A 13,962-nucleotide genomic window follows, 5' to 3' on the forward strand; every position below is an offset into this window, starting at 1 on the left:
GCTCATCGCTCTACTTCGCTATCCGCCGTCCCGAATGAATTGCCGAATCGCGGAATTCGGCCATGTTCCCCTGGGGTGGCGTCAAAGTCAGTTGATCAGGCAGCAAGGCGGTCCGGACCGACAAGCGGAGGATGCTCCGCGCGGGGAGCCGGGGGCTCGGGGGCCGGCGCGGCGGCGGCATCGCTCGGCGTGGCGGAAATCAGTGGGGGCTGGTGTCTGGATACCGGCCGGTCGGGTTCTTAAACGCCTCCTCGGGCAAGATCACCGGTTCGAGGTAACCGCCCGGCATCTGGTGGGAGGGGCGGCGTTTAGGCCGTTAGTGTCTCTTCCGGATCCAGAGGGATTGCCCGGGTATTCACCCTATTTTTCTTCTTTCACCGGTGAGGCGCACACCCGTGCGCCCTTCACTGCCCGCACGAAGGAGAGCCTGCCGCGATGACCGTGGACACCAGCCCAGAGGCGCAGCTGGAACAGCCCCAGCAGACCAGCCTGGGCACGGCGGCCGCCCGTAACCTCGCCACCACGACCAAGTCCGCCCCGCAGATGCAGGAGATCACCTCCCGCTGGCTGCTGAGGATGCTCCCCTGGGTGGAGACGAAGGGCGGCACCTACCGGGTGAACCGCCGGCTGACCTACACCGTCGGCGACGGCCGCATCGAGTTCGTCCAGGACGGCTCCCGCGTCAGGGTGATCCCCCGCGAGCTCGGTGAACTCGCCATGCTGCGCGGCTTCGACGACGAAGAGGTGCTGTCCACCCTCGCCGAGCGCTGCGTACAGCGCGACTTCCGCGCCGGCGAGGTACTGGTCGAGCGCGGCACCCCCGCCGAGGCCATCCACCTGATCGCCCACGGCCGCGTCAGCCAGACCACGGTCGGCAAGTACGGTGACGAGGTCGGCGTCGCCGTCCTCGCCGACGGCGACCGCTTCGGCGAGAACGCCCTCCTCGACGCCGACGCGGTGTCGGACTACACCGCCACCGCCGACACCTCCGGCGTCCTGCTCACCCTGTCCCGCGCCGACTTCGCCGCCGTCATGGCCGCCGCCCCGCAACTCCAGGCCCACATCCGGGAGTTCGGGTCCATCCCGCACCAGCGGCAGAACAAGCACGGCGAGGCCGAGATCGCCATGTCGGCGGGCCACACCGGCGAGCACGAACTCCCCACCGCCTTCGTCGACTACGAGCTCAAGCCGCGCGAGTACGAACTCTCCATCGCGCAGACCGTCCTGCGGGTCCACACCCGCGTGGCGGACCTCTACAACGAGCCGATGAACCAGACCGAGGAGCAGCTGCGGCTCACGATCGAGGCGCTGCGCGAGCGCCAGGAACACGAGCTGATCAACAATCGTGAGTTCGGCCTGCTCCACAACGCCGCCTTCAACCAGCGGATCCAGACCCACTCCGGCCCGCCCACCCCGGACGACCTGGACGAACTGCTCTGCCGCCGCCGCGGCTCCAAGTTCTTCCTCGCGCACCCGAAGACCATCGCGGCGATCGGCCGCGAGTTCAACGCCCGCGGCCTGTACCCGGACCACGTCGACCTCGGCGGACAGCAGGTCCCGGCCTGGCGCGGGGTGCCGATCCTGCCGTGCAGCAAGATCCCGATCAGCAAGGAGAACACCAGCTCCATCCTGGTGATGCGTACCGGGGCGGACAACCAGGGCGTCATCGGCCTGCACCAGACTGGGCTGCCGGAGGAGTACGAACCGGGCCTGTCGGTCCGCTTCATGGGCATCGACGAGCGGTCGATCATCTCCTACCTGGTCACCACCTACTACTCCGCCGCCATCCTGGTGCCCGACGCGCTCGGTGTGCTGGAGAACGTGCAGATCGCCCGCCGGAACGCCTGAGCGGCACCGGCCGGCAGTCCGCGCAGGCCCTCCGGGCGCACCACGTACCCCCGGAGGGCCTGTTCCGCGGGCCACGACAGCCCCACCACCCCCTCAAGGAGCCACGGATGCCCGACCCCGGGCCTTCCCCTCTGCGGTCGAGCCTGCCCGGCCCGCCGGCCCGCATCGGAGCCCCCGGCCACGCCCGCGGCGGCGACGCCGCCGCCGTCGAAGCCCGGCCCGCACCACCGTCCGTACCCGCGCTGCCGTCCGTACCCGCACCACCGTCCGTACCCGCACCACCGTCCGTACCCGCGCTGCCCTCCGTACCGGTCCTCCACCGGACACCGGCGCCCACACCGACTGCCCCCACACCGACCGCCCCCGCACCCCGCCCCGCCCTGGAGCGGATCCTCGGCGGCCCCAGCGGGCTGGGGACGGCCGGGCTGCACCCGGCCCGCCGCCCCGCGCGGCCGGCGCTGCCCGAGCCGGAGGGGGCGGCGGCGGTGCCCGCCGCGGCGGGGGGCCGCCCCGTACCGGGCCTCTACCACCACCCCGTGCCCGAGCCCGACCCCGTCCGGGTGGCGGAGGTCAGCCGCCGGATCAAGCGCTGGGCGGTGGACGAGGTCCAGGCGTACCCGCCGGAGTGGGAGGACCAGTTCGACGGGTTCTCCGTCGGCCGGTACATGGTGGCCTGCCACCCGGACGCGCCGAGCGTCGAGCACCTGATGATCGCCACCCGGCTGATGGTCGCCGAGAACGTCGTCGACGACTGCTACTGCGAGGACCACGGCGGCTCACCCGTCGGCCTCGGCGGCCGGCTGCTGCTCGCCCACACCGCCCTGGACCCCCTGCACACCACGCGGGAGTACCAGCCGGCCTGGGCGGAGTCCCTGCTCGCGGACCCGGCCCGGCGCTCCTACGGCTCCGCCATGGGGTACTTCCTCCAGGCCGCCACCCCCGCCCAGGCCGACCGCTACCGGCACGACATGGCCCGGCTGCACCTGGGCTATCTCGCGGAGGCCGCCTGGACGCAGACGGAGTACACCCCCGAGGTGTGGGAGTACCTGTCGATGCGTCAGTTCAACAACTTCCGTCCCTGTCCTACGATCACGGACACGGTCGGCGGCTATGAACTGCCGGCGGACCTGCACGCGCTGCCCGCCATGCAGCGGGTCATCGCGCTCGCGGGCAACGCCACCACCCTTGCCAACGACCTGTACTCCTACACCAAGGAGCTCAAGGCCCCCGGCAAGCACATGAACCTGCCCGTGGTGATCGCCGAGAAGGAGGGCATCTCCGACAAGGAGGGCTACCTCAAGGCGGTCGAGGTCCACAACGAGCTCATGCACGCCTTCGAGGCCGAATCCGCCGCCCTCGCAACAGCCGTACCCGATCCGCGAGTTCTGCGGTTCCTCAAGGGTGTGGCCGCATGGGTCGACGGAAACCACTACTGGCACATGAGCAACACTTACCGCTACAGCCTTCCCGACTTCTGGTAAGAGGAATGGATTCATCTGTGACCACTGAGATCACCCCCACCGTCGGCACCTCCCCCTTCATCCCGGCTCCCGCGACCCCCTACCAGGGGGACATCGCGCGCTACTGGAACGAAGAGGCGCGGCCGGTGAACCTGCGTCTCGGCGATGTCGACGGGCTCTACCACCACCACTACGGCATCGGTGACATCGACGCGGAGGCCCTGGGGGACCCGGCCGACAGCGCGTACGAGAAGCGGCTGGTGGCCGAGCTGCACCGGCTGGAGTCGGCCCAGACCGATGTGCTCCTGGACCACCTGGGTGTGATCGGCCGCGACGACCTCCTCGTGGACGCCGGCTGCGGCCGCGGCGGCTCCATGGTCATGGCCCACCAGCGCTTCGGCTGCAAGGTCGAGGGAGTCACCCTCTCCAGCAAGCAGGCCGACTTCGGCAACCAGCGCGTGACCGAGCTGGGCATCCAGGACTCCGTCCGCTCCCGGGTCTGCAACATGCTCGGCATGCCCTTCGAGACGGGCTCCGTCTCCGGCTCGTGGAACAACGAGTCCAGCATGTACGTCGACCTCGAAGACCTGATGGCGGAGCACTCCCGCATGCTCAAGGTCGGCGGCCGCTACGTGACCATCACCGGCTGCTGGAACCCCCGTTACGGCCAGCCCTCGAAGTGGGTCTCCCAGATCAACGCGCACTTCGAGTGCAACATCCACTCCCGCCGCGAATACCTGCGGGCCATGGCCGACAACCGCCTCGTCCCGCAGGCCGTCATCGACCTGACCCCGGAGACCCTGCCGTACTGGGAGCTGCGGGCCACCTCCTCCCTGGTCACCGGTATCGAGGAAGCGTTCATCAACTCCTACAAGGACGGCTCCTTCCAGTACGTCCTGATCGCCGCCGACCGCGTCTGATCCGCGCTCAGCACCAGGCAGCCGGGTCCGTCACCGACGGGCCCGGCTCGTCCGCATACAAGCGGAAGGTGCCCTCCCGTTCGGTTGTCCGGATCCGGATCACCGGACAAGAGGTCAATCCACTGCCGCGCTAGGGTGCGCGCGTGAGTTCACAAGTCGTCATCGGATTCGGCCCCGCGGGGGCCGCCACCGCCCGCCTCCTGGCCCAGCAGGGCCATTCCGTCACCGTCGTCACCAGATCGGGCGGAAGTCCCGAACCGGGCATCGAACACCGCACGTTCGACGCGAAGGACAGCTCCGCGCTGGCCGAGGCCGCCCGTGGTGCCGAGGCCATCCACCACTGCGCCGCCCCGCCCTACCACCGCTGGACGGAGGAATGGCCCGCCCTCGTCGCCTCGGCCTGCACCGCCGCCGAGGCCACCGGGGCCGTGCTCGTCCTGCTGGGCAACCTCTACGGCTACGGCCCCGTGGACGGCCCCCTCACCGAGGACCTGCCGCTCGCCGCGACCGGCCCCAAGGGGCGGGTGCGCGCCGCCGCCTGGCAGCAGGCGAAGGCCCTGCACGAGCAGGGCCGTATCCGCGCCGTGGAGGTACGCGCCTCCGACTTCTTCGGACCCGGCGTCACCGAAGGCGGCCACCTCGCCACCCGGGTGGTCCCCGCCGTGCTGCGCGGCCGCCCCGTCGCCACCCTCGGGGACCCGGACGCCCCGCACAGCTGGACCTACCTCCCCGACGTGGCCAGGGCCCTGGCCGAGGTCGCGGGGGAGGAGCGGGCCTGGGGCCGCGCCTGGCACGTACCGACCGAACCACCCCAGTCCGTACGGGAGATGGTCGGGCTACTGGCCGCGCAGGCGGGGACCGGACCGGTCCCGGTGCGCGGGATCCCCTCCGCCGCACTGTCCGTGGCCGGGCTGTTCTCGCCGCTGCTGCGGGAACTGAAGGAGATCCGCTACCAGTTCGACCGCCCCTTCGTCGTCGACACGAGCGCCTACGAGGCCGCCTTCACCACACGCGCCACACCCCTCGACGCGCAGATCACGGCCACCCTGGACTGGTGGCGCGCCCACCTGCCGGCCGGCAGGTGACCGCGTGACCGGGACGGACACACGGGGCCGGGAGGGAGCGGGGCACGAGGACATAGCCGTCGTCGGCATGGCCTGCCGCTTCCCCGGCGCCCGGAACGTGAACGAGTACTGGCGGCTCCTCACCGCCCCGCGGGCACAGTTCTCCACCGTCCCGGACACGCGCTGGCGCGGCGCCGCCTTCCTGAGCGACGACTTCCGTGACACCGCGTCGACCTATACCGACACCATGGCCCTGCTGCCCGGCGTGGAGCTCTTCGACGCCGCCCACTACGGCATCCCGCCGCGCCGGGCCGCCGCCATGGACCCGCAGCACCGGCTGCTGATCGACCTCGCCCGCGAGGCGGTCCAGGACGCGGGATGGGAGGCCGACGGCTTCGACCGCGAGGAGACCTCGGTGATCACCGCGCTCACCGAGAGCGGCTACCGCTCGCTCAGCACCCTGCGGATCCGCATGCGGCAGCTGGCCGGGGGCGAGTTCGGGCAGCCGCCCGCCGGCTCCGGCTGGCAGGACGCCGTACGCGCCGTCGACGGGCTGCACGGCACCTCCGTGGCCGGACTGCTGCTCAACATGGGCCCGAACACGATCAGTTCGGTCCTCGACCTGCACGGCGAGAGCTACGCCCTGGACTCGGCCTGCTCCGGCGGGCTGATGGCCGTCGCCAACGCCGTGCACGCGCTGCGCGCCGGCCGGACCCGTATCGCGCTCGCCGGCGGCGCCCAGCTGATCCTCGCCCCCGACCTGCTGGTGGGCCTCTGCCGGATCGGCGCCATCTCGCGCAGCGGCCGCTGCCTGCCCTTCGGCTCGGAGGCGGACGGTTTTGTCCTGGGCGAGGGCGCGGGGGTCCTCGTCCTGCGGCCCCTGTCCGACGCCCTGGCCGCGGGCGACCGGGTCTACGCCGTCATCCGCGGGGTGGGCACGGCCAACGACGGGACCGTGCAGGGCGGCCTGCACCCCCGGGCGGGCGGACAGCTCCGGGCCCTGCGCCGCGCCTACCGGGACGCGGGCCTGGCCCCGGACGCGGTGGGCTATCTGGAGGCACACGGCACCGGCACCACGGTCGGTGACCCGGTCGAGATCGGCGTCCTGGGCGCACTGCGCGGTGAAGGCGCGGCCCCCGCCTACCTCGGGGCGGTCAAGGCGGTCGTCGGGCACTCCCTCAACTCCGCCGGTCTGGCCGGACTGATCAAGACGGTACTGGCCGTGCAGCGGGGGGTGATCCCGCCGCAGCCGGAGTTCGCCCTCGCCGACGGCGGGGCGCTCGCCGCCGCCCGGCTGGCCGTCGCGACCGAGCCGACCCCGTGGCCGGAGGGCGGAGGGCCGCGCCGGGCGGGGGTGAGCGCCTTCGGCTTCGGCGGGACGGGGGTTCACCTGGTGGTGGAGGAGGGCCCGCGGCCCCCGGTGTCCCCGGCACCGGAGGCGGGGCCGCGGATGCTCGTCCTTTCCGCCCGGGACCGGGCCGGGCTGGCCGGGTACGCACGGGACGTGGCCCAGGTCCTGGCCGAGGAGCTGCCGCCGCTGGACCGGGTGGCGGACACCCTCGCCCGCCGGTCCCCGCTCGCGCAACGGCTCTCCGTGGTGGCCCGGGACGCCGGGGACGCGGCCGCCCGCCTGACGGAGGCGGCCGAGGCCCTGGCCTCGGGCCGGGCCCCCGAGTCCGCCCCCGGCCCGCAGCGGCCGACGCCGGCGCGCAGGCCGCCGTACACCCTCCCGCCGAGCCCGCTCGCCCCGCGCCGGCACTGGGTCGTGGACGAGACCAGGCGCGGGACGGCCGGGCCGGCGCCGGAGCCGGAGCCAGTGCCGGTGCCAGTGCCCGTGCCGGAGAAGGCACCCACCGCCGTACCCACCCCCGTGCGGCCCACGGAGACCACGGCCGCCGGCCTCGTCCTGCGGGCGGTGTCGCGCACCGGCGTATTCCCCCTCGCCGACCTCGGCGGGAGCATGCGCCTGGTCACGGACCTCGGCTTCGACTCCCTCATGCTCCAGGAACTGGCCGTCACCCTCGGCGAACGGATGCCCGGCTTCCCCACCGAGGAGCTGTTCGCCCCCGGCCTGACCGTCGCGCAGGTGATCGGCCTCGTCGACCCGGACGCCGCCCTGCCCGCCGCACCGGAGGCGGAACCACCGAAACCCGGCACCCCGGCCGAAGCCGACGAGGGCACCGCACGCGTGGAGGACTTCCCCGAGGTGGAGCGCTTCGAGGGGCGGCTGGACTCCCTCACCGCCTCCGCCGCCGCCTTCCCGTACTTCCGTGTCCACGAGGGCGTCATCCGCGAGACCACGGTCATCGGGGGCCGCCCGTACCTCTCCTTCGGCAGCTACAACTACCTGGGCATCTCCGGCCACCCGGCGGTCAACGAGGCCGTGCACCGGGCGGTCGAGCGCTACGGCACCTCGGTGTCCGCGAGCCGCGTGCTCTCCGGGGAACGCGAGGTGACGGTCCGGCTGGAGCGGGCCCTGAGCGCCTTCCTCGGCGTCGCGGACTGCCTCACGCTCGTCAGCGGCCACGCCACCAATGTGACGGCCATCGGGCATCTGGTGGGCGCCGGGGACCTCGTGCTGCACGACGCGCTCGCCCACGACAGCATCCTCCAGGGCTGCGCGCTGTCCGGGGCGGCCCGGCGGCCCTTCGCGCACAACGACACGGCCATGCTGGAGCACCTGCTGCGGCTCAACCGGTCCCGCTTCCGGCGGGTGCTGATTGCCGTGGAGGGCGCCTACAGCATGGACGGAGACCTGGTCGACCTGCCCGCCGTGATCGCACTGAAAAATCGATACGGCGCCCTGCTCATGGTCGACGAGGCGCACAGCATCGGCACCGTCGGCGCCCGCGGGCGCGGGGTCGGTGAGCACTTCGGCGCCGACCGCTCCGACGTGGACCTGTGGATGGGCACCCTGTCCAAGTCCTTCGCCAGCTGCGGGGGTTACCTCGGGGGCTCGGCGCGGGTGGTGCGCTGGCTGCGCCACACCCTCCCCGGCTTCGTCTACAGCGTGGGGCTGACCCCGGCCAACGCGGCCGCGGCGCTGGCCGCCACCGAGCTGATCACCGCCGAACCAGAGCGCGTACGCCGGCTGCGGCGCAACGCGGAGCTGTTCCTCGGCCTGGCCTCCGCGGCGGGCCTGGACACCGGCCTCAGCTCCGGCACCCCGATCGTGCCCTGCCTGCTCGGGGACTCGGCGCGGACCCTGCGCGTCGCGGACCGGCTGTACGCGCGGGGGATCGTCGCGGACCCGATCTTCCACCCGGCGGTGGAGGAGGGGCTGTCCAGGCTGCGGTTCTTCCTCACCAGCGAGCACGGCGAGGAGGAGATCCGGCGGGCCGTCGCCATCCTGGCCGAGGAGGTGGCGGCCGCCGGGTGAGGGGGCTCCGGCCGGGGCGTCGGCGGCCCGGCTCAGATCAGGGTCCGCTCGATCCGGCTGAGCATCGCGCTCTTCCCCGGGTCCGCGGAGGCCGCGGGGTCCCCGGCCGCGGCGGCGGTCTCCCGGCCCTCCGCGCCGCCCATCCGCTGGGAGAGCAGATAGGCGATGATCTCCGCCTCCTGCTCCTGGACGTCGTCGTAGGTCGCGCGCAGGAGCATGTCGCGCACGAGCTGCGGGTCGAGGTTCGGGAAGAGCAGGCGGGCGGCGGCCTCGTCCAGCCCGCCCGCACCGCGGTGGCAGCAGATGATGTGGCCCAGCTCGTGCAAGATGATGTGCTCCTGATGGGCGCCGGTGGTGTTGGCGTCGTAGAAGATGAGGTCCTCGTCGCGCGCGGCCACCCACATGCCGCACGGATGCGAGGCGGGCATCTGCATCGGGACCAGCAGGATCGGGCGGCCGCGTGCCTCACCGAGGTGCCGGCACAGCTCGGCCACGTCCGTGGCCTCCGGCAGGCCGAGTTCGGCGAGCCGCCGCGCGCCCGCCTTGCGGAGCTGCTTGAGCCGGCTGCGGCGGTCCTGGTCCGCCGAGCGGTCCTTGCGGGGGCCCCTCATCCGGCGTCCGCGGGATCGGCGGAGTCCTTCACCGGCGGCAGGCCCTGCAACTGCCGGTACTGGTCCATGATGGCGGTGATGGCCTGGAGGTTCTCCTTCTTCATCCCGGCCGCGCGCATTGCCACCGCGCGCACCCCGGACTGGCGCAGCGCCTCCACGGCCGCGAGCTCGCTCAGCACCGAGCGGGCCACCTCCTCGTCGAAGAAGTAGGCCACCGAGACGCCGAAGAACCGGGCCAGGGCGGCGAGCAGGTCGGGCGAGGGATTGGAGCGCTTGCCCGTGCGCAGCTGCGACAAGTACACACCCCCGACCTTGAGTTCGGGACTGGCCCGTTTCAGCTCCTCCGCCACCTCGGCGTTGGTCCAGTGCCTGCCCTTGGGGCGCACCGTCCTGAACAGGTCGTCGAGCCGCACCGCGAGCAGGGGCCGTTCATCGGCCTCGGTCTCGGTTTCCGTCATGGTGAACCTTCCTCCCGTCACCTCCCTGGTATAGCCAGTGGCTATACGGCAGTTTCACAGAATAGCGGTCAGTTGACAATTGGCCCTGACTCCGCCAACGTTGGGTCTCGCCGATAGCTGCCAGCTAACGCGACTCACGGGGGAAGGACGAGTCGGGTGGCGGCGGACATCGGACTGGCCCGGCCCTCGGGGGATGGGCCGGGCCAGTCCGGGCGGGAGCCACTCGTCCGGCCCGACGGAAAACGGGGGACGGGGGTGTCCCGCCCGGTTTGACGGGGGATGCAAACCGGGCGGGAGCTCTCAACTCGCCTTACCGAGCTTACTGTAGGCCGCCGCGACCTGGGTGAGCCAGGCAACTTCCGCCCCGAAGTTGTCCGTGTCACGGTCGTCGAAATCGCCCGCGTCCTTGTTGTCGTGCGGCACGGTCCCGGCCGCCTTGGCGCTCAACGCCCGTTTGATCTGCGCCGCTTCGGCATACGCCTGCCGCAGCTCCTCGCTCGACTCCTTCACCGGCCGCCCCGGAAGGTCCCTCCCGGGCCCCGCACGGTCGATATAGGGGCGCAGATCGCGCCATCCGTCGCGGATCTCCACCACCCGCCGGTGCAGGCGGTAGTCGAGGTCGGACACCGAGGCGCCCGGCGGCTCCAGCGCGATGTCGGGGGAGGACTCGTACAGGTCCCGCCAGAGCGGGTACAGCGCCCGGTAGGAGCGGTAGGCGCCCGCCCACTCCAGCAGCCGGGAGGCGGAAGGCCCCCAGGAGGAGTTCGTCAGGCTCAGCGAGAGCAGGACGATGCCCAGCGCGCTGAACACGTTGGAGGCGAGCTTCCACAGGCCGATGTCGACCCCGGCGGCCGCCGTGAGGATGTTGACCGTCCGGGCCGTGCAGTACAGGAAGAGCACCACGGCGGCGACGGACAGCAGCCGCAGCGCCTGCCGCAGCGAGGCGTTGTCGGTCATCCGGGCGTACGGGCCGCACTGGCGGTAGATCGTCACGCACGGCACCGCCTGGGAGACGATGAACACCAGCAGGTACGTGAGGACCAGCGGGCGGCCGCTGCCGGTGTCGAAGTCCGTCGCCGGACGGCCCGGCCCGTCGGCGAGCAGGAAGAGCGCCACCAGGAGCACGTTCAGCGCGATGCCGGTGCCGAGCCAGTAGCGCGACCGGCGCTGCGTCTCCGCGTCTGCGGCCGCCCACCGCAGCAGGATGATCTGCGCGCTGACGCAGAAGGCCACCGCCGACAGGTGCATGAGGAGGATCGCGAGGTTCCCCACGCCCAGGAAGCTCCCGCCCCCCATGGCTACGGCGCCCATGGTGAAGGTCAGGCACTGGAGGACCAGCGTGGTGATCAGCGTGCGGTAGGCGCTGTCCCGCCAGCTGCGCCGCGCCTGGCACAGGCGGTAGACGAGCGCGGCGTACGAGGACAGTGCCGCGATGACGAAGCAGAGGGTTCTGGTGGTGTTCACGTCCCGGATTCCTGCGAGGGCCGTGGGCCGGCGGATGGGTCGGGCGGTGCGGAAACGTTCATGCGGGGCACCGTACCCGCCGCCCCGCGCCGGACGGGGGCCCGGCCGCCGAACTCCCTTTCCCCGCAACACTATTCAGCCACCCGGGACGGGGCCCCGAGGGAAAGACTCCTCGGGGCCCCGCGCCGGGCCTCAGGACACCGTCAGGAACCGGGCCACGCTCGGCACCCCCTGCGCGTCCAGGGCGAAGAGCAGGTAGTTCCCCGGCAGCACCACACCGGTGTCCGCCGGGATCGCCACGCTGTGGACCCCGGCGGCCGTGGGCGTGGACACCAGCGGGATCCGCCGCTGGTCGTTGTCCGTGGAGTGGGTGGCCGCCGCCGCCCGCATCAGGACGAAGGAGGCCACGGCGCCCTCGGTGCCGACCGTCAGCGTGCTGCCGGGAGTCGTCCTGGGCGGCACGCCCACAATGATGGCGGGCCGCGGCTTCGGCGTACCGTCCGCGTTGAGCAGGTACGGAGGCGTGAACACGGCCCCGTCGGCGTGGTTGGTGGCGCAGTCCCCGCACAGCCCGCCGCCACCGGAGAAGATCCGCCCGTCCGGCAGCAGGTTCGCGACGCTGTGGTAGTTGCGCGGTACGGCCATCGTCGCCAGCGGGGTGAAGCGCCCGGTGGCCGGATCCCACAGCTCCGGGGTCAGGACGGAGGTGGCGTCGCTGAACGGCACCGGATACGCCTGCCCGCCGAAGACGGCCACCTTCCCGTCCGGCAGGACCACGCTGTTGCTGAACGCGCGGGCGTGCTCCATGTCCCCGGTCCGGGCCGCCTGTACCTGGCTGCCCGAGATGCCCACCGTGTACGCGCGCTGCGTGGCGGGGGAGTCCTGGTAGGCGGGGGAGCCGCCGAGGGTGACCAGCTTGCCGATGTCGTAGGCGACGGCGTTGCCGGTCATCGCGTCCTGGCTGTCGGCCCGGTTCCCGGCGGGGGTGATGCCGCCCTGCCCGCCGGTGGTGATCCAGTTCATCTGGCGGCTCGGGCCCAGTTGCAGCACCTTGCCGCCCGAAGTGGCGTGCAGCCACATGTGGTTGTCGGCGCGGTAGGCCCCGCCGGATCGGCCGTCAGCGCCGGGGCGGCCGTCACGCCCGGCAGCTTGCGCCAGGTGCGGGTGTCCGGGGACCAGACCTCGCCGCCCTTGTCGGTGGCCGCGTTGCCGCTCCAGGACCCGCCGAGGACAAAAGCCTCGCCCGTGGAGAGCAGCGTCATCGCCTGGTAGCCGCGGGCGATGTTCATGCTGCTGGTCGCCGACCAGGCATCGGTGGCGGGGTCGTAGATGCTCGCCTTCTCCGCGTTGCTGCCGCCGGTGACCAGCACCCGGCCGTCGGCCAGCATCACGATGCCCGGACAGAACATGTCGTGGCCGGTGTTGTCGATGCGCCGCTGGGTGACCTTGCCCGTCTTGAGGTCCAGGATCGCGGTCTGCGTATAGCCGTTGCTGCCGCCGAAGCGGTCCAGTGCGTACGCCGACCAGGCCAGCAGCTTGTCACCGGGAAGGGCGGCCGTCGCCACCGGCACCAGCGGGAACCCGATGATCCGGCCCCAGGACCCGTGGACGGCCGGACTGGCCGGACCGCTCAGCCGGATCTCCGCCGCCGAGGTCCAGGGCCCGCGGCCACCGGCCTCGCTGGTCACCGTCAGCCGGACGAAGCGGGCACTCTCGGCGCGGGTGAAGGTGGCGGTCTTGACGGTGTCGTCGTCCCGCCAGCTGCCCGCCGCCACCGGGGCGCCGAAGGTGGTGCCGTCGGTGCTGGTCGCGATGGTGTAGGCGCCCGCGCGGCCGTTGGCGCCGCCGGTGCGCGGGTGGTAGGCCAGCGCGGAGACCGTCGTGGTGCGGTGCATGTCGATGGTCAGGCTGTGCGGCAGGGGAGTGGCGGTGCCGGACCACTTGCTGTGCCAGAGGGTGCTGTCGCTGCCGTCGAGGACATTGGCGGCGCGTCCGTTCTCACCGCTGGTCTCCTCGTCGCTCGCCGTCGCCGTCCACCCGGTGCGGGGCAGGTCGACGGTGGCCGCCGGGGTGCCCGGGTCGCCCAGCAGGTTGATCTCGGCGGCCGAGGTCCAGGGTCCGCGGCCACCGGCCTCGGTGAGCGCCGTCAGCCGGACGAAGCGGGCGCCCTGCGGGGCGAAGCCGAGGGTCTTGGCGCTGGCGTCGTCCGCGACGGTACCGGTGGCGACCGGGGTCCCCCAGTTCACCCCGTCCGCGCTCACGCTGATGCTGTACTCGCCCGGGCGGCCGTTGGACCCGTTCGTGCGGGGCTGGTACACGAGCGCCGACACCACGGCCGTGCGGTGCATGTCGATCGTCAGCGTATGCGGCAGCGGCGCCGGTGTACCGGTCCATTTGCTGTGCCAGAGGGTGGCGTTGCTCCCGTCGAGGACGTTGGCGGCGCGTCCGTTCTCACCGCTGGTCTCCTCGTCGCTCGCCGTCGCCGTCCACCCGGCCCGGTCGAGGAGCGGGGCCGCGGGCTCCATGGCGTTCGCCGGCGCGATCCCGTGGTGCGGCGACTGCTGCGCCTTCTGGTCCAACGGCATGGGCACTGGGCGCGGCACGGGCTGCCCGGTGGCCGCGGTACTGCTGACCCCCAGCCAGGGGGTCAGGCCGATCAGCAGCGAGCCGAGGGCGAAGGCTATGAGCAGGTAGGAGCGGCGTAACAGCCGCGTTGAGGCGAGGGAGCGCCTGGACTGCAATCTGACCTCCTGGGGCG

The 13,962-nt window shown here is 72.4% G+C and carries 10 protein-coding genes; 5 read left to right on the plus strand and 5 right to left on the minus strand.

Going from position 1 to position 13,962, the window contains the following annotated elements; all coding sequences use genetic code 11:
- Window positions 1-435 precede the first annotated feature (435 nt).
- The 5 genes from ABZ873_RS17860 to ABZ873_RS17880 all read left to right on the plus strand — a co-directional run bounded on the left by ABZ873_RS17860 (window position 436) and on the right by ABZ873_RS17880 (window position 8,671).
- On the plus strand, window positions 436-1,848 hold the full coding sequence (locus ABZ873_RS17860) for a family 2B encapsulin nanocompartment shell protein (RefSeq protein ID WP_360872301.1): 1,413 nt from the start codon (window positions 436-438) through the stop codon (window positions 1,846-1,848).
- 107 nt (window positions 1,849-1,955) lie between these two features.
- On the plus strand, window positions 1,956-3,329 hold the full coding sequence (locus ABZ873_RS17865) for a family 2 encapsulin nanocompartment cargo protein terpene cyclase (RefSeq protein WP_360872304.1): 1,374 nt from the start codon (window positions 1,956-1,958) through the stop codon (window positions 3,327-3,329).
- A 17-nt stretch (window positions 3,330-3,346) separates the two neighbouring features.
- Entirely contained in the window at window positions 3,347-4,228 is an 882-nt protein-coding gene (locus ABZ873_RS17870) for a geranyl diphosphate 2-C-methyltransferase (protein WP_360872306.1), read from the plus strand.
- Between the two features lie 143 nt (window positions 4,229-4,371).
- A complete protein-coding gene (locus ABZ873_RS17875) occupies window positions 4,372-5,313 on the plus strand; it encodes an NAD-dependent epimerase/dehydratase family protein (RefSeq protein ID WP_360872308.1) in 942 nt (313 codons plus the stop codon).
- A 4-nt stretch (window positions 5,314-5,317) separates the two neighbouring features.
- Window positions 5,318-8,671, plus strand: a complete 3,354-nt coding sequence (locus tag ABZ873_RS17880; RefSeq protein WP_360872311.1) for an aminotransferase class I/II-fold pyridoxal phosphate-dependent enzyme — start codon at window positions 5,318-5,320, stop codon at window positions 8,669-8,671.
- A 32-nt stretch (window positions 8,672-8,703) separates the two neighbouring features.
- Here ABZ873_RS17880 and ABZ873_RS17885 read toward each other — a convergent pair whose 3' ends face one another.
- The 5 genes from ABZ873_RS17885 to ABZ873_RS17905 form a co-directional block, all read right to left on the minus strand.
- Entirely contained in the window at window positions 8,704-9,282 is a 579-nt protein-coding gene (locus ABZ873_RS17885; protein WP_360872314.1) for a toxin, read from the minus strand.
- Window positions 9,279-9,740: a helix-turn-helix transcriptional regulator gene (locus tag ABZ873_RS17890; RefSeq protein WP_360872316.1), complete on the minus strand. Its 462-nt coding sequence runs from the start codon at window positions 9,738-9,740 to the stop codon at window positions 9,279-9,281. The genes ABZ873_RS17885 and ABZ873_RS17890 overlap by 4 nt, the downstream gene beginning before the upstream one ends.
- 300 nt (window positions 9,741-10,040) lie before the next feature.
- Window positions 10,041-11,204, minus strand: a complete 1,164-nt coding sequence (locus ABZ873_RS17895; protein WP_360872319.1) for an MAB_1171c family putative transporter — start codon at window positions 11,202-11,204, stop codon at window positions 10,041-10,043.
- Window positions 11,205-11,396: 192 nt separating this feature from the next.
- Window positions 11,397-12,284, minus strand: a complete 888-nt coding sequence (locus tag ABZ873_RS17900) for a galactose oxidase-like domain-containing protein (RefSeq protein WP_360872322.1) — start codon at window positions 12,282-12,284, stop codon at window positions 11,397-11,399.
- Window positions 12,224-13,945 (minus strand): discoidin domain-containing protein, encoded by a 1,722-nt coding sequence (locus ABZ873_RS17905; RefSeq protein ID WP_360872325.1) that lies wholly within the window; start codon window positions 13,943-13,945, stop codon window positions 12,224-12,226. Before ABZ873_RS17905 ends, ABZ873_RS17900 begins: the two co-directional genes overlap by 61 nt.
- Between the last annotated feature and the right edge of the window lie 17 nt (window positions 13,946-13,962).

It is taken from the genome of Streptomyces sp. NPDC047014, assembly GCF_040644195.1.
In the GTDB taxonomy this organism is placed as follows: Bacteria; Actinomycetota; Actinomycetes; order Streptomycetales; family Streptomycetaceae; genus Streptomyces.